This window comes from Corallococcus macrosporus, from assembly GCF_017302985.1.
GTDB lineage: Bacteria > Myxococcota > Myxococcia > Myxococcales > Myxococcaceae > Corallococcus > Corallococcus macrosporus_A.
This window is the reverse complement of record NZ_JAFIMU010000012.1, coordinates 20,896-39,255: the sequence shown is the minus strand read 5'-3', so window position 1 is coordinate 39,255 and position 18,360 is coordinate 20,896. Positions and strand designations below refer to the sequence as shown.

At 73.0% G+C, this 18,360-nt stretch carries 1 protein-coding gene (only partly in view); it reads right to left on the bottom strand.

Going from position 1 to position 18,360, the window contains the following annotated elements; genetic code table 11:
• Window positions 1-55: 55 nt before the first annotated feature.
• Window positions 56-18,360, bottom strand: partial view of a non-ribosomal peptide synthase/polyketide synthase gene (locus JYK02_RS33175; protein WP_207056922.1) — the end only. The gene runs 19,174 nt beyond the window's last position; 18,305 of the gene's 37,479 nt are visible here — the last part of the coding sequence; its start codon lies beyond the right edge, outside the window; it ends in the stop codon at window positions 56-58.

The window sequence follows — 18,360 nt, the reverse complement described above, 5'->3', positions numbered from 1 at the left end:
CGGTTCCCGAAACCCCGCCCCCTCGAAGGAGGGAGCGGGGTTCTTCGTTGCGGGCCTACTTCTCGCCGCGCAGCGCCTTCGCCAGCAGCTCCGCGACGGCCTGCACCACCGGCTCGCGCAGCAGCGTGTAGTGGGTGCCCGGCAGGCGGTGCGACTCCAGCCGGTCTCCCACGAGCGCCGTCCAGCCGCCGTCACCCGTGCCCGTGTCGTCCACGAGCTCCTCGGCCTGGAAGCGCAGCACGCGCTGCTCCATCGCGGGCGGGTGGTAGCGCCGGGCCGCTTCGAGGTTGGCCTCGAAGACCTGGAACAGCCCCGTTGCGCTCTGGGCGTCCACTCCGGGCGGGAGGGCTCCGGCCCGGGCCGCGGACTCCAGCACCTTCGCGAGCGCCGCCTCTGCCTCCAGCGTCGCCAGCTCCGCCGTGTCCACGGCCAGGTCCGCCAGGGACACGCCCATCAGGTCCTGCGCGAACAGGCCCACCGCCAGCGTGCGGTCCAGGTCCGGCTCGGAGTCCGGCACCGTCTCCGGCACATACGAGTCGATGAGCGCCACCAGCTCCACGACCTCGCCCGCTTCGCGGAGCTGGAACGCCATCTCGTAGGCGATGACGCCGCCCAGGGACCAGCCGCCCAGGTGGTACGGCCCGTGGGGTTGGACCTCTCGCAGCGCCCGCACGTAGCTGGCGGCCAGGGCCTCCACGGTGTCCAGCGGGTTGTTCGTGCCGTCCAGGCCCCGGGCCTGGAGGCCGTAGAAGGGCTGATCCGGTCCCAGCCGCCGCGCGAGCTCCGCGTAGGCCAGCACCGTGCCGCCCACCGGGTGCACGCAGAAGAACGGCGGCGCGGTGCTCGCGCCTTCCTTCGTGAAGGGCACCAGCGGCGTGAAGGGCTGCGGCTCCTCCGCCGCCGCGCTCTCGCCCAGCAGCACCGCGAACCGCTCCACGCTGGGGGCCTGGAAGAGGGCCGACAGCGGGAGCTTCTGGCCCGTCTCCCGGTTCACCGCCGACATCAGGCGCACCGCGAGCAGCGAGTGTCCGCCCAGCTCGAAGAAGCTGGTGCGCACGTCCACCGCGGCCACGCCCAGCGCTTCGGCCCAGAGGCTGGCGAGCAGCGCTTCCCGCTCGTCCCTGGGGCCCACGCGCGCTTCGGGGTTCGCGGCCTCGTCCACCGGGGCGGGGAGCGCCGCGCGGTCCACCTTGCCGTTGGGCGTCAGCGGGAGCACCGGCAGCGCGACGTAGGCGGCCGGCACCATGTAGTCCGGCAGCGAGCGCTGGAGGTGGCTTCGGAGCGGAGCGGTGTCCACCTCCGGGGCCACGTACGCCACCAGGCGCTGCACGCCCGGCACTTCCTCGCGCACCAGCACCATCGCGTCCCGGATGCCCGGGTGCGTGCGCAGCGCGGCTTCGATTTCACCCGGCTCGATGCGATAGCCGCGCAGCTTCACCTGGAAGTCCACGCGTCCCATGAAGTCGAGCGTGCCGTCCTGCTTCCAGCGGACCCGGTCGCCCGTGCGGTACATGCGGGCCCCGGGCTCCGTGCTGAACGGGTGGGGGATGAAGCGCTCCGCCGTGAGGTCCGGCCGGTTCCGGTAGCCGCGCGCCAGGCCTTCGCCCGCGATGAACAGCTCACCGGGGACGCCCACGGACACGGGGTTCAGGTTCGCGTCCAGCACGTACACACCCACGTTGAGCATGGGCCGGCCGATGACGGGCGTGGGCTGCGCCGTGCCCTGGATGCGCTCCGTGGTCGACGCCACGGTGCCCTCGGTGGGGCCGTAGGCGTTGTAGGCGCGCGTGCGGTTCGTCGCCGCGAGCGCGCGCCACGTCACCTCGTCCATCGCCTCACCGCCGATGAAGCAGATGGACGGCACGTGCGGCCGCTCCAGGAAGCCCGCGTCCAGCAGCAGCTTGAACAGCGACGGCGTGCAGTCCAGCACGTCGATGCGCTGCTGCTCCACCCACGTAAGCATCGCCTCCGGATCCTGCCGCGTCGCCTCCGGGACGAGGCACAGGCAGTGGCCGTCCGCCATCAGCACCAACTGGGCCACGGACGCGTCGAAGTAGAACGGCGCGTTGAAGCTCACGCGCATCGCCGGGGGCGCCTGCGTGTAGCAGGCGTCCTTCAGCGAGCGCTGGAAGTGCGCCAGCGAGCGGTGCTGGATCATCACGCCCTTGGGCGTGCCCGTGGAGCCCGACGTGTAGATGACGTAGGCCAGGTGCTCCGGCCGCACGCCCGAGCGCGGGTTGCTGGGCGAGGACGACTCGATGCGTCGGGCGTCCACGTCCAGCCGCACGACGTGCCGCACCGCCGGCTGCCACGTCTCCACCTGGGCCTGGGTGGTCAGCAGCACCGGGGCGCCGCTGTTCTCCAGGACGAAGGCCCTGCGCGCTTCCGGGGCCGCCGGGTCGAGCGGCACGTACGCGCCGCCCGCCTTCAGGATGCCCAGCAGGGCGACCATGGCCTCCGGCGAGCGCTCCAGGCAGAACGCCACCGGCACGTCCGGGCCCACACCCAGTGAGCGCAGGTAGTGCGCCAACTGGTTCGCGCGCACGTTGAGCTGGTGGAACGACACGGACGTGTCGCCCATCACCACGGCCGGGGCCTTGGGCGTGCGCGTCACCTGCTGCTCGAAGCGCGTGTGGAAGGGCAGGTCGCCCTCGAAGTCGGCCGTCTCGCCGCTCCACTCCTCCAGCACCCACTGGCGCTCCTCGGCCGTCAGCAGGGGCAGGGTGTCCACGGCGGCGTCCGGCTTCGCGACGGCGCCCTCCAGCAGTTGGACCAGGTGCTCCGACAGCCGGCGCGCGGTGGCGGGCTCGAAGAGGTCCGTGGCGTAGGACAGGACGCCCTCGAAGCCGCGCTCCGTGCGGCCGAGCGTCAGGTCCAGGTCGAACTTCGTCGTGGGCAGGTCCACCTCCACCGGGCGCAGCGTCAGCTCCGGCAGGCGCACCTCGGAGTCCGGCACGTTCTGGAGCGCGAAGAGGGCCTGGATGAGCGGCGTGCGCGACAGGTCGCGCGTGGGCTGCACGGCCTCCACCAGCCGCTCGAAGGGGATGTCCTGGTGTTCGTACGCGCCCAGCGTCGTGGTGCGCACCTGCGCGAGCAGCTTGCGGAACGACGGGCTGCCGTCGAACCGCGCGCGCAGCACCAGCGTGTTGACGAAGAAGCCGATGAGCCCCTCCGTCTCCGCGTGGCGCCGGCCCGCGATGGACGTGCCGACGAGCAGGTCCTCCTGACCGGAGTACCGGTGCAGCAGCGTCTGGAAGGCCGCGAGCAGCACCATGAAGGGCGTGGCGCCTTCACGCTGCGCCAGCGCCTCCACGGCTTCACTCAACGCCTGCGACAGGCGCACCGGGAACGTCGCACCGCGAGCGGAGCGCTGCGGCGGACGCGGCTTGTCCGTGGGCAGCGCCAGTGCCTGCGGGGCTCCGGCCAACTGCTGCGTCCACCAGGCGAGCTGCGCGTCCAGCACCTCGCCCTGGAGCCAGCCGCGCTGCCAGACGGCGAAGTCCGGGTACTGCACCGGCAGCGGGGCCAGCGGCAAGGGCTGGCCCTGCCGGAAGGCCTCGTAGAGCGCGGTGACTTCGCGCACGAGGATGCTCATGGACCAGCCGTCGCCGATGGCGTGGTGCAGACACAGGAGCAGCACGTGCTCCTCTTCGCCCAGCTTCAGGAGCGTGAGGCGTGCCAGCGGACCCGTGGCCAGGTCGAAGGGCGTCAGCGCGTCCTCGCTCGCGAGGCGCAGCGTCTCCGCCTCGCGCGCTTCGTCGGACAGCCCCGTGAGGTCCACCACCGACAGGACTCCGGTGGGGGCGGGGTGCACGTGCTGGCGGGGTTCGCCGTCGTGGGACTCGAACGTGGTGCGCAGCCCTTCGTGGCGCTGGACCAGGGCGTCGAAGGCCTGCTGGAGCGCGGGCACGTCCACCGCGCCGGAGAGGCGCAGCGCGGTGGGCATGTTGTAGAGCGCGCTGCCCGGGTCGAGCTGATCGATGAACCACAGCCGCTGCTGCGCGAACGACAGCGGATGCGGACCGGGCGTCGCGGCGGGGCGCAGCGGCGGCAGGGCGCTGGCCTCCGGTGCGTCCGGCAGCCGCTGGGCCAGTGCTGCCACGGTGGGGGACTCGAACAGCGCCCGGACGCCCACGTCCACGCCGAAGCGGGCGCGGATGCGGGAGACCAGTTGCGTGGCCAGCAGCGAGTGGCCGCCCAGCTCGAAGAAGTGGTCGTTGCGCCCCACGACGGGGACGTTCAACAGCTCCTCCCACAGCGAGGCCAGGGCCACCTCCGCGGGCGTCGCCGGGGCCTCGTACGAGCGCGCGGCGCGCAGCTGCGCCTCCGGCGAGGGCAGGGCCTTTCGGTCCACCTTGCCGTTGGGCGTCAGCGGCAGCGAGGGCAGGGTGACCAGCGCGGACGGCACCATGTACTCCGGCAGGTGCCGGCGCAGGTGCTCGCGCAGGGACTCCGTGTCGGCGTCCGTCACCACGTAGCCCACGAGGCGCCGGTCTCCCGGGACATCCTCGCGCACCAGCGCCAACGCGTCGCGGACGGCGGCGTGCGTGCGCAGCGTGGCTTCGATTTCGCCCAGCTCGATGCGGAAGCCGCGCAGCTTCACCTGGAAGTCCAGGCGGCCCATGAACTCCAGCGTGCCGTCCGGCCGCCAGCGGGCCTTGTCACCCGTGCGGTAGAGGCGGGCGCCGGGCTCCGCGCTGAACGGATCCGGCAGGAAGCGCTCGGCGGTCAGGTCCGGCCGGCCCAGGTAGCCGCGCGTGATGCCTTCGCCGGAGAAGCACAGCTCGCCCGGCGTGCCGAAGGGCACCAGGCGCTGCCGCGCGTCCAGCACGTACGCGTTCAGGTTCGCCAGCGGACGGCCGATGACGGGCTCCGTCCGGGGGTTGCCCTGGATGGGCGCGGTCGTCGTGCCGACGGTGCACTCCGTGGGGCCGTACGCGTTGAAGGCGCGCGTGCGGTCCGTCGCGGCCAGCTTCCGCCACGACTCGGAGTCCAGTGCGTCACCGCCCAGCACGATGTGCGGCGGCACCCAGGCGCGCTCCAGCAGCCCGGCCGCCAGCAGCGGCTTGAGCTGCGCGGGCGTGCAGTCCAGCGAGTCGATGCGGTGCTGCTCCAGCCACGCGAGCATCGCCTCCGGATCCAGGCGCAGCGCGTCCGGGACGACGTACAGGCAGTGGCCGTCGATGAGCCGGATGACCCGCTCCATCACCGCGTCAAAGTACAGCGGCGCGGTGACGGTGACGCGCTGGCCCCGGGGCTGGCCCGCGTAGAGCGCGCGGCCCATGGCCCGGTGCAGGTTGAGCACGGAGCGGTGCTGCGCCATCACGCCCTTGGGCGTGCCCGTGGAGCCCGACGTGTAGAGGACGTACGCCAGATGCTCCGGGCCCGTCAGCGCGGGCAGGGGCTCATGCGAGAGGGCCCCCAGGCCGGCCTGCTCCACGTCCAGCCACAGCTCCTGGGCGCCGTAGGGGCTCCAGTCGCCGCACGCGGCCTCGGTGGTGACGAGCACGGCCGCGCCGCTGTCGCGCAGCACGAAGTCCTTGCGCGCCGACGGGGCGGAAGGATCCAACGGCACGAACGCGCCGCCGGCCTTGAGCACCGCGAGCAACGCGAGGATGGCCTCCACCGAGCGCTCCAGGCACAGGGCGACCCGGACCTCGGGGCCCACGCCCATGGAGCGCAGCCGCCACGCGAGCTGGTTCGCCCGCGTGTCGAGCTGCCGGTACGTCAGCGTCGTCTCTCCGAACACGACGGCCGGGGCGTCCGGGGTACGCGCCACCTGCCGCTCGATGAGGCCGTGCAGCGTGGCGTCGCGCTCGAACTCCACCCACTCGCCGCTGCCGGTGCGCACCAGCCGCACCAGCTCCTCCGGCGAGACGAGCGACACGTCCGCCAGCGGCAGGTCGGGCGCGTCGCACACGGCCTCCAGCAGCCGTCGCAGGTGGGCGACGAACCGCTCGATGGTGTTGGCGTCGAAGAGGTCCGCAGCGTAGCGGAAGCCGCCCTCGTAGCCGTCGCCGGTCCGGTGCAGGTCCAGCGCCAGCTCGAACTGGGACAGCGACTCACCCTCGACGAGGGCCGGGGTCACGGACAGGCCGGGCACCGACAGCTCCGACACGGGCGCGTTCTGGAGCGCGAACATCGCCTGGAACAGCGGCGTGCGGCCCAGGTCGCGCTCGGGCTGGAGCGCTTCCACCAGGTGCTCGAAGGGGATGTCCTGGTGCTCGTACGCGCCCAGCGTGGTGGCGCGCACCTGGGCCAGCAGCTCACGGAACGTCGTCCGTGCGCCGAAGCGGCCGCGCAGCACCAGCATGTTCACGAAGAAGCCGATGAGGCCCTCCGTCTCCGCGTGGCGGCGGTTCGCGATGGGCGAGCCCACCAGCACGTCGTCCTGTCCGGACATGCGCGACAGCACGGCCTGGAACGCCGCCAGCAGCGCCATGAACGGCGTGGCGCCCTCGGCTTGCGCCAGCGCATCCACGCGCTCGGCAAGGGCGCGCGGCAGCGTCACCCGGATGAGTCCGCCACGCTGCGAAGCGGTGGCGGTCCTCGGCCGGTCGGTGGGCACGTCCAGCACGAACGGCGCACCGGAGAGCTGGTGCTTCCACCACTCCACCTGCGCTTGCAGCACGCCGCCCTGGAGCCAGCCGCGCTGCCAGACGGCGAAGTCCGCGTACTGCACCGGCAGCTCCGGCAGGGCGGGGGGACGTCCGGCGCGGCGGGCCTCGTAGAGCGCGGTGACCTCCCGCACGAGGATGCCCAGCGACCAACCGTCGGACACGATGTGGTGCAGATGCAGCACCAGCAGGTGCTCGCGCGCGTCCAGCTTCAGCAGCAGGGCGCGGATGACCGGGCCGCGCTTCAGGTCGAACGGGCGCAGCGTCTCCGCGTGGCCCAGGCGCTGGGCCTCGGCCTGCTTCGCGGCGCGGCTGCCCAGGCCCGTCAGGTCCACCAGCTCCAGCGGGACGCGGCCCTCCGGGTGGATGTCCTGCACCGGCTTGCCGGCCTCCATGCGGAACGTCGTGCGCAGGGACTCATGCCGTGCCATCAGCGCGTCCAGGCTGGCGCGCAGCGCGTCCACGTCCAGGTCGCCGATGAGGTTCAGCGCCAGGGGCATGTTGTAGAGCGGGCTGCCCGACTCCAGCTGGTCGATGAACCACAGGCGCTGCTGCGCGAACGACAGCGGCGGCGGGGCCGTCCTCGATGCGCGGACCAGCGGCGGGGCCTGCGTGCGGCGCGCGTCCACCAGCCGCTCCGCCAGCGACGCCACCGTGGGCGCGCGGAACAGCTCGCCCAGCGGCAGCTCCACGCCCAGCGACGCGCGGATGCGCGACACCACCTGCGTGGCCAGCAACGAGTGCCCACCCAGCTCGAAGAAGTCGCCGTGGATGTCCACGGTCTCCAGGTGCAGCACCTCCGCCCAGATGTCCGCGAGCGCCTTCTCCAGCGCGCTGCGGGGGGCGGCGGACGCGGCCGGATCCGCGGCGCGGACCTGCGGCGCGGGCAGGGCCTTGCGGTCCACCTTGCCGTTGGGGCTCAGCGGCAGCTTCGGCAGGACGACGATGGCCGACGGCACCATGTACTCCGGCAGCTGCTTCTGCACGGCCGCACGCAGCGCGTTCGTGTCGACGCCTTCTTCCTCGCTGGACACGACGTAGGCCACGAGGCGCCGGTCGCCCGGCACGTCCTCGCGCACCACGACCACCGCCTCGTCGACCTCCGGCGCCTGGCGGAGCACGGCTTCAATCTCGCCCGGCTCCACGCGGAAGCCGCGCAGCTTCACCTGGAAGTCGGTGCGGCCCAGGAACTCCAACGTCCCGTCGCGGCGCCAGCGCACGCGGTCGCCGGTGTCGTAGAGGCGCGCTCCGGGCTGCGTGGCGAAGGGGTGGGGGATGAAGCGCTCGGCGGTCAGGTCCGGGCGCTGGAGGTAGCCCCAGGCCAGGCCGTCTCCGCCGACGTGCAGCGTGCCCGGCACGCCCGGCGGCACGGGCTGGAGCGCCGCGTCCAGCACGTACACCGAGGAGTTCGTCAGCGGCCGGCCAATGGGCACCGAGCGGCCCACGGCGTCCCCGGCGCGCAGCGTGTGCGTGGCGGAGAACGTGGTGTTCTCCGTGGGCCCGTAGCCGTTGACCAGCACCGCGCCCGCGGGCAGCCGCTTCAGGTGTTCGCGCACGCGCTCCACGGGCAGCACGTCGCCGCCCGCCAGCACCTGCTTCACGCGGGCCAGCGCGTCGCCCTGGTGCAGCACCATCTGCTCGAAGAGGGCGGCGGTGAGCCACAGCGTGGTGATGCCCTCGCGCCGCAAGAGCGCGCCCGTCTCCTCCAGCGACAGCGCCTTGGGCGGCGCCAGCACCAGCGTCGCGCCGTTGAGCAGCGCACCCCAGAGCTCCAGCGTGGACGCGTCGAACGCGACGGGCGCCAGCTGGAGGAAGACCTCCCCGGGACCGAAGTGGATGAAGTCCGCGCCGCGCACCAGGCGGGTGATGCCCCGGTGCGGCACGCTGACGCCCTTGGGCCGGCCGGTGCTGCCCGACGTGAACATCACGTAGGCCAGTGCTTCCGCGGGCACCGTGAGGTCCAGCGCCGTCTCCGGCTGACGTGCGATCTGGGCAGCGTCACCGTCCAGCAGGACCTGGAGGTCCGTCACCTGGGGCAGCTCGTCGGCCAGGGTCTCCTGCGTGACGAGCACGCTGACGCTGGCCGCCTGGAGCATCCAGGTGATGCGCTCCGCGGGCGCCTTCACGTCCACCGGCACGTACGCCGCGCCGGCCTTGAGGATGCCCAACAGGCCCGTGACGAGGTCGAACGAGCGCTCCACGCACACGCCCACCCGGTGGCCGGGCCGCACGCCCTGGCGCCGCAGGTGGTGCGCAAGCTGGTTCGACGCGCGGTCCAGCGCCGCGTACGTGCGCGTCTCCGCGCCGGCCTTCAGCGCGATGGCGTCCGGCGTGCGCGCGGCCTGCTCCGCGAAGAGGGCGGCCACGGACGCGTCGCGCGGGTAGTCCCGGGCCGTGTCGTTCCACCCGACGAGCAGCCGCTGACGCTCCGCCTCCGTGAGCCACGGCAGCTGCGACAGCCGCGTGTCCGGCGCGCGGACGGCGGCCTCCACCAGCACGCGCAGTTGCTCGGCCATGCCGGCCACCGTGGCCGGCTCGAACAGGTCCTGGTTGAAGACGAGCGCGCCGTCGAAGCCTTCCGGCGTCCGCATCAGGATGCACTGGAGGTCGAAGAGGATGGTCTCCGGGTTGGCCTCGCGGGGGCGCAGCGTCAGGCCGGGCAGGGACAGCTCCGGCATGGGCGAGTTCTGCAGCGTGAAGGTCACCTGGAACAGCGGCGTGCGGCCCAGGTCGCGCTCCGGGTGGAGCACCTCCACCAGCTTCTCGAACGGCAGGTCCTGGTGCTCGTACGCGCCCAGCGTGGTGGCGCGCACGTCGTCCAGCAGCTCGCGGAAGCGCAGCGTGTCGCGGACCCGCGTGCGCAGCACCACCGTGTTCGCGAAGTAGCCGATGAGGTCCTCGGCCTCCGCGTGACGGCGGCCCGCGATGGGCGAGCCCACGAGCACGTCCTCCTGGCCCGCGTACCGGTGCAGCAGCGTCTGGAACGCCGCCAGCAGCACCATGAAGGGCGTGGAGGCCGTCTGCTTCGCCAGGGCCTCCAGCGCCTCGCTCAGCTCGCGCGGCAGCGTCATGGGCTGCACGCCCGCGCGGAAGGACTGGCGGGCCGGACGCGGGTGGTCCGTGGGTAGCTCCAGGTAGGGCGCTGCGCCCTCCAGCTTCCCGCGCCAGTACTCGACCTGCGACTCCAGGACTTCACCCTGGAGCCAGCCGCGCTGCCACAGCGCGTGGTCGGCGGCCTGCACCGGCAGCTCCGGCAGCGGCGAGGGCTGCTCCGCGGAGAAGGCCGCGTAGAGCGCCCCCATCTCCCGCACCAGCACGCCCGTGGACCAGCCGTCGGAGATGATGTGGTGCGTGTTGAGCAGCAGCAGGTGCTTCGTGGGCCCCAGCTTCATGAGGAGCCCGCGGAACAGCGGCCCCTGCTCCAGGTCGAACGGGGTGCGCGTCTCCTCCAGCGCCAGCCGCGACGCCTCCTCCTCGCGAGCCTCCGCCGTCGGCAGCGCGGACAGGTCCACGTTGCGCAGCGGCATGGGGAAGGGCGGGTGGATGACCTGCGACGGCATGCCCTCGTGCGAGCGGAACGTGGTGCGCAGCGCTTCGTGGCGGCGAACCAGTTCGTCGAACGCGGCCAGCATCACGATGATGTCCAGCGTGCCGTCCAGCTCCAGGATGCTCGGGAGGCTGTAGGCGTTGCCCGCCGTGCCCAGCTGCTCGATGAACCACAGCCGGTGCTGCGCGAACGACAGGGGCAGCACCTCCGGCCGCTCCGCGCGGACCAGCGCGGGCAGGGCGGACGTGGGGGATGCCGCGGCCTCGGTGGCCTGCGGCTGGGCCTGCCGGAGCGCGTCGATGCGCTCGGCCAGCGCCGCGACCGTGGGGCCCTCCAGGAGCGCGCGCAGGGGCAGCTCCACCCCAAAGTGCGTGCGCATGCGCGACACCAACTGCGTGGCCAGCAGCGAGTGGCCGCCCAGCTCGAAGAAGCCGTCGTGGCGGCCCACGGCGGGGACGCGCAGCACCTCGGCCCACAGGGGGGCGAGCGCTGCTTCCGTCGGCGTCGCGGGCGGTTCGATGACGCGCTCGGTGGCCGGCGCGACGTCCGGCGTGGGCAGCGCCTTGCGGTCCACCTTGCCGTTGGGCGTCAGGGGCAGGGCGTCCAGCGCGACGAAAGCGGCGGGCACCATGTACTCCGGCAGGTGGCGGCGCACGTGCTCGCCCAGGTGCGACGTGTCCACCCGCGGAGCGACCCACGCGATGAGTCGGTCGCCGAGGACCTGCGCCACCGCGTCCCGGATGCCCGGGTGCGCGCGCAGCGTGGCCTCGATTTCACCCAGCTCGATGCGGTAGCCGCGCAGCTTCACCTGGAAGTCCAGGCGGCCCATGAACTCCAGCGTGCCGTCCTCGCGCCAGCGGGCCTTGTCGCCCGTGCGGTAGAGGCGCGCGCCGGGCGCGTCGCTGAACGGATCCGGCAGGAAGCGCTCCGCGGTGAGCGAGGGCTGGCCCAGGTAGCCGCGCGTGACGCCTTCACCGGCGAAGCACAGCTCGCCCGGCGTCCCGATGGGCACCAGCTGCAGCTTCGCGTCGAGCACGTAGGCGCGCAGGTTGTCCACCGGCCGCCCGATGACGGGCACCGGCTGGGACGCGTCCTGGAGGGCCCAGGTCGTCGCGTCCACGGTGACCTCCGTGGGGCCGTAGCCGTTGAACGCGCGCGTGCGCTTCGTCGCGGCGAGCTGCCTCCACGTCACCTCGTCCATCGCCTCGCCGCCCACGGAGAGCAGGGCAGGGACGTGGGTGCGCTCCAGCAACCCCGCGGACAGCAGGAGCTTGAGCTGCGACGGCGTGCAGTCCAGCGCGTCGATGCGCTGACGCTCCAGCCACGCGAGCATCGCCTCCGGATCCACGCGCACGTCCTCCGGGACGATGCACAGGCAGTGGCCATCCAGCAGCTGGAGCACCTGTTCGATGGACGCGTCGAAGTACAGCGGCGCGTTCACGGTGATGCGCTGGCCGCGCGGCAGGCCCGCGTAGATGCTCCGCGTCAGCGCGCCGTGCAGGTTGAGCACGGAGCGGTGCTGCACCATCACGCCCTTGGGCGTACCCGTGGAGCCCGAGGTGTAGATGACGTAGGCGAGGTTCCCCGACCCGGTCAGTGCCGGTGGGCTCTCCAACCGGTCCGACTGCCGGACCGCTTCGTCGTCCACCCGCACCACGTGGGGCACGTCCGGACGCCACGCTTCTTCCTGGGCCTGCGTCGTCACGAGCACGGACGCGCCGCTGTCCTTGAGCAGGAACGACTTGCGCGCGGCGGGTGCGGACGGATCCAAAGGCACGAAGGCGCCACCGGCCTTGAGCACCGCCAGCAGCGCGACGATGGCCTCCGTCGAGCGCTCCAGGCACAGGCCCACCCTGACTTCAGGGCCCACGCCCAGCGAGCGCAGGTGCCACGCGAGCTGGTTGGCGCGCGTGTCGAGCTGCCGGTAGCTGAGCGTCGTCTCTCCGAACACCACGGCATCCGCGTCCGGCGTCGCGGCGGCCTGCCGCTCGAAGCGCGCGTGCACGGTGGCTTCGCGCTCGAACTCCGCGACGTCACCGCGGCCGGTGCGCAGCAGCCACGCGCGGTCCTCGGCCGGGAGGAGGGACACGTCGGCCAGCCGGGCCTCGGGCTGGATGAGGGTCTCCAGCGCCTGGTGCCACTGGCCCAGCACGCGCTGCACGGCCTCCGCGTCGCAGCGGTTCTCGTCGTAGGCCAGGTGCAGCTGGAGTTCACGGCCCGGGAGCACCGTCGCCGCCAGCGGGTAGTTGATGCTCTCGCCCATCTGCAGGTCGCGCAGGTCCAGCGCGGTGGAGCGGCGCAGCAGCGATTCGTCGAAGGGGAAGTTCTCGAAGACGAGCAGCGACTGGAAGAGCGGCACGCCTCGGGGGATGTCACTCCACCCGTGCGCGGTGACGAGCGGCGTGTGCTGGTGCTGCTGGATGCCCAGCAGCTTCACCTGGAGGTCCTTGAGCCAGGGCAGCACGGGCGCGCTGTCATCCGGCAGCGCGATGCGGACCGGCAGCGTGGTGATGAGCAGGCCCAGCATGGCCTCCGAGCCCGCCAGCTCCGGCGGACGTCCCGCCAGCGTGGTGCCGAAGATGACGTCGCGCGTGTCGGCGTGGCGCGCCAGCACCAGCGACCAGGCGGCCTGCGCCAGGGTGTTGAGCGTGAGCTGATGCCGCTTGGCGAAGGACTCCAGCGCCGCGCTGCGCGCCTCCGGAATCGTCACCCCGAGGATGGGCTGGTTCACGGTGCCCGAGGCGACCGTGGCCACGGGGCGCATGGCGGGCACGGGCGTGGGCGCCGTCAGGCCCTGGAGCTGGTTGCGCCAGAAGCGCTCGTCCTCCACGAGGTCGCGCTGTCCCAGCCACGCGATGTAGTCGCGATACGGCGGCCGGCCGGAGGGAGGCAGCGGCGTCCCGGCGCGCAGGGCGTCGTAGATGGCGAAGACCTCCTGGAAGAACAGGCCCAGGCTCCAGCCGTCGAACAGCAGGTGGTGGTGGCTCCAGATGAAGCGCCACTGCGCGTCCGCCAGCCGCACCGCCGTCATCCGGCTCAGCGGCGCGCGCGACACGTCGAAGCCGCGCGCGCGGTCCACGACGATGAGCCGCTCCAGCCCGGCCTTCTTCGCGTCCTCCGGCAGGTGGCGCCAGTCATGGACCTCGAAAGGCAGCGCCACGTGCGAGTGCACCGCTTGCAGCGGCGACGCCAGGTCCTGGGACACGAAGGCGGTGCGCAGGATGGGGTTGCGGTCCACCGCTGTCTGCCACGTCCGCTGGAACAGCGAGATGTCCACGTCCGAGTGGATGGACCACGCGGTGTGCTCGAAGTAGTAGCCCGCGTGCGGATCCTGGAGGGCGTGGAAGAGCATGCCCTCCTGCAGCGCGGAGAGCGGGAAGAGGTCCTCCACCGTGGGCCCCTGCGCCGCCAGCACCGCGTCCAGCGCGGCCTGGGACAGGCGCGCCAGCGGGAAGTCGCTCGGCGTCCGCCGGCGCGAGTCCTCCGAGTGGCGCTGGGCGATGAGCTCCCGCAGCGTGGACAGGAAGCGCTGGGACACCGCGCGCACCGTCTCCTCGTGGTGCAGCAGGGTGCTGTAGCCGAAGTTCAGGCGAAGCTGTCCGCCGGACACCGCGCCCTCCACCGTCAGCACATGCGGGTGCACGGCCTGGGGCGCCACGTTGGGCCCCACGCCCTCGTCGCTCAGGGCGAAGAGGGTGCTCGCGCCCGTCGCGCCGTCCAGCTGTCCCAGGTAGTTGAAGGACACCTGTGCCCGCGGCAGCGCGGTCAGCGCGGCCCGAGCCTCCGGCGGCCCCAGGTGGCGCAGGAGCCCGAAGCCGATGCCCTTGTTCGGCCACGCGCTCAGCGTGTCGCGCACGGCGCGCAGCCGGTCGCCCAGCGAGCCTTGCGCCGGCAGCCGCAGCAGGGCCGGCGTGAGGGACGTGAACCAGCCCACGGTGCGGGACACGTCCGCGTCCGAGAACAGCTCCTCGCGGCCGTGGCCCTCCATGTCGATGAGGACATCCGGCTTGCCCGTCCACTCGCCAATCGCCTGCGCGAGCGCCGTCAGCAGCACGTCGTCGATGCGCGCGCGCCACGCGATGGGCGTCTCCTGGAGCAGCAGCCGCGTCTCCTCCGCGTCCAGCTCGGCGAACACTGAACGGTGCGACGCGTAGGTGTGCGGGCCTGGACCGTCCGTGGGCAGCGCGGCCACGTCACCGCGCACCGAGTCCCGCCAGAAGGCCAGCTCGGAGCCGAGCACGTCCGACAGCGCGTGCGTCTCCAGCCGGCGGGCCCAGGACAGGAAGGACGTCGTCTTCGCCGGCAGGGTGGGGACCTGGCCGGACTGGACCTGGCGGTAGACCGTCTCCAGATCCTCCATGAGGATCCGCCACGACACGGTGTCCACCACCAGGTGGTGGATGACCAGCAGCAGGCGCTGCTCCTCGCCCGGCCCGAAGTGGAAGAGCACGGGGCGCACGAGCGGCGGCGCGGACAGGTCGAAGGTCGACTGGGCGCGCGTGGCCTCCTGCTCCATCGCGGCCAGACGCGCCTCGGGCGGAAGCACGGAGAGGTCCACCTGGCGCAGCGTGAGCGCGGCCTCGTCGGGGCTCGGGTCGCGCTGGCGCCACGCGCCGTCCGCGTTCCGGACGTACTTCATGCGCAGGGCGTCGTGGTGGACGCCGAGCGCCTGGAGGGCCTGCTCCAGGTGCGCCGGCACCAGCGGCTGGCGCGCCCGCAGCAGCAGGGCGTGGTTGAAGTGGTGCGCGTGCGTCGGCTCGCGCTCCAGGAAGTCCGCCTGGATGGCGGTGAGCGGCACGTCACCCACCACCGGGCCCTGCTCCGCGAGGCTGGTGGCGCTCTCACGGGCCACGGCCGCCAGCGCGCCCAGGGTGGGGTGCTGGAAGAGGTCCTTCACCAGCAACTGCACGCCGGCCTGCCGCGCCTTCGCGACGACCTGGAGGCTGATGATGGAGTCGCCGCCCAGCTCGAAGAAGTTGTCGTCCAGGCCCACGCGCTCCACGCGCAGCACCTGGCCCAGCACCTCCGCCAGCGTCCGCTCCAGGCGGGTGCGCGGCGCGGCGTACTCCCTGCGGGACGCGCGCTGGCCTCCGGGGGCGGGGAGGGCCTTGCGGTCCACCTTCGCGTTCGACGTCAGCGGCATCGCCGCCAGCGCGACGAACGCGGACGGCAGCATGTACTCCGGCAGCCGCTGCCGCAGGAAGTCGCGCAGCGAGCCCTGGCCCGGCTCCGCGCCGTGAGGGACGACGTAGGCCACCAGCCGCTTGTCGCCGGGCGCGTCCTCGCGCACCACGACCACGGCCTCGCGCACGTCCGGGTGGGCGCGCAGCGCGGCCTCCACCTCCGGCAGTTCGATGCGGAAGCCGCGCACCTTCACCTGGTTGTCGGCGCGGCCCAGGAAGTCCATCACGCCGTCGCGGCGCCACCGCGCGAGGTCGCCCGTGCGGTACAGGCGCTCACCCGGACGGGAGGCGAAGGGGTGCGGGACGAAGCGCTCCGCGGTGAGGTCCGGCCGCGAGATGTAGCCGCGAGCAAGGCCGTCACCGCCGACGTACAGCTCGCCGGGGATGCCCGCGGGCACCGGCTGCCCGTGCCGGTCCAGCACGTAGAGCTGCGTCTGCGCGATGGGCCGTCCAATGGGCATCGTTCCGCCCACCGACGCCGCGTCCGGCACGGGGTAGGTGGACGCGAAGAGGGTCGACTCCGTCGGGCCGTAGCAGGCGACGACCGCCGTGCCCAGGTCCGACTCCAACACCCGGCGCACGTGCGTGGGCGACACCACGTCGCCGCCCACGAGCACCCGCTTCACGCCGCGCAGCGCCTCCAGCTTCACGTCCACCACCTGCGTGAAGAGGCCCGACGTGAGCAGCAGCGTGGTGACGCCGTGGCGCTGGATGACCTGGGCCAGCAGGTCCACGTCCGACGGCGACGTGGGCGGGAACACGGCCAGCTTGCCGCCGTGCGCGAGCGGGCCCCAGATCTCCAGCGTCGTCGGGTCGAAGGAGATGGGCGCGACGAGCAGGAAGGTCTCGTCCGGCCCCAGGTTCCCGAACCTCGGGTGATGCAGCAGGCGCATCACGGAGCGGTGCTCCACCGCGACGCCCTTGGGGCGCCCGGTGCTGCCGGACGTGAAGTCCACGTAGGCCAGGTGGCGCGAGTGCGTCCCCGCGACGACGGGCGCCGTGGGCAGGCCAGCGACGGGCGCCTCCTCCACGAAGAGGGACGGCAGCTCCGCCGGCAGGGGCAGCGACTCGCGCGTCTTGCGCGTGGTGAGCAGCAGCTTCGCGGGCGCGTCCTCCAGCATCGCGGTCAGGCGCGACGCCGGGTAGGACGCATCCAGCGGCAGGTACGCGCCGCCCGCCTTGAGGATGGCCAGCAGGGAGACGATGAGCTCCACGGAGCGGTCCATGCAGACCGCCACCAGCACGTCCGGGCCCACGCCGTGCTCGCGCAGCAGGTGCGCCCACTGGTTCGTGCGCGCGTCCAGCTGCGCGTACGTCAGGCGCTCTTTGCCGAACTCCAGCGCCACCGCGTCCGGGCGCAGCGCGGCCTGACGGGCGAAGAGGTCCTGGATGCAGGCGTCGTGCGGGTAGTCGCGGAACGTGTCGTTCCAGGCGCCCAGCACCTGCTGGCGCTCGGCGTCACCCAAGAGCGGCAGCAGGGCGACGGGCGTCCGCGGGCTGGCGACGATCTCGCGCGCCAGGCCCACCAGGTGCTCCGCCAGGCGCTCGATGGTGGCCGCGTCGAACAGGGCGGTGGAGTACTCCAGGCGGCAGGTGAAGCCGTCGCGGCCCTCCAGCACCTCCAGGCCCAGGTCGAACTTTGACGTATCGGACGGCACGTCCACGCCGCTCAGCTCCAGGCCGGCGGGGCGCGCCTTGGCCTCCGGCGTGTTGACCACGTTGATGCTCACCTGGAACAGCGGCGTGCGGCTCAGGTCGCGCGGCAACTGGAGCACGTCCAGCACGCGCTCGAACGGGGCGTCCTGGCGCGCGTAGGCCTCCAGTGCCTGGGCGCGCACGCGGCCCAGCAGCTCCACGAAGGACGGCAGGCCGGACAGCTTCGAGCGGAAGGGCAGGGTGTTGATGAAGCACCCCATCAGCCACTCGACCTCCGGACGCGTGCGGCCCGCGATGGGCGTGCCGACGACGAAGTCCTCCTGGCCGGAGTAGCGCGACAGCACCGTCTGGAAGAGCGCCATCATCACCATGAACGTGGTGGCGCCGTTGCGGCGGCCCAGCGCGAGCAGCGGCGTGACGACCTCTGGCGGGAGCGTGAAGCGGTGCCGCGCGCCCGCGAAGGAGATGACGGCGGGACGCGGCCGGTCCGTGGGCAGCTCCAGGTTGGGCGCCCCGGCCAGTTGCTGCTTCCACCAGGCGAGCTGCGACTCCAGCTCGCCGCCGCCCAGCCACTCGCGCTGCCACACGGCGTAGTCCGCGTACTGCACCGGCAGCTCCGGCAGGGGTGACGGCTGGCCCGCGTGGAACGCCGCGTAGTTCGCGGTCAGGTCGTGCGCGATGACCATGTTGCACCACGCGTCGGATACCGCGTGGTGGAAGATGAGCGCCAGCACATGCACCTGGGGCTCCAGGCGCAGCAGCGTCGCGCGCAGCACGCCCTGCTCCAGGTCGAAGGGCAGCAGCGCGTACGCCTTGCAGAAGCGCTGCATCTCCGCTTCGCGGGCCTCGGGCGTGTCGCCCGGGACGTCCCGGCGCTGGAGCGCCATGCCGCGCGGCGGGTGGATGACCTGCACCGCGCGATCGCCGTCCAGCGTGTACGTGCTGCGCAGCACCTCATGCCGGGCCACCAGCGCGTCCAGCGCGGCCTGGAGCGCGTCCGCGTCCAGGTCCCCGACGAGGCGGAAGAGGGTCGGGTTGTTGTACGTGCCGCTTCCGGGCTCCAACTGCTGGAGGTACCAGAGGCGCTGCTGCGCGAAGGACAGGGGCAGCGGCCGGTCGCGGCCCACGCGCGGGATGGGCGGCGGGCCCTCGTTCACGACCGGGGCGGCGGGACGCGCGGCGACGGGCGCCACGGGGCGCGGTGCCTCCACGACGGCGGGACGCGCCACGGGCGGAGGCGGCAGGCGCGACGGCGACGCCACGGGCTCCACGCGGCCATCCGCGCGCAGCCGGGCGTGGCGGCCCGTGCGGTACAGCCGGGCCGCGGCCTCTCGGGGGTGCGGCACCAGGCGGCGGT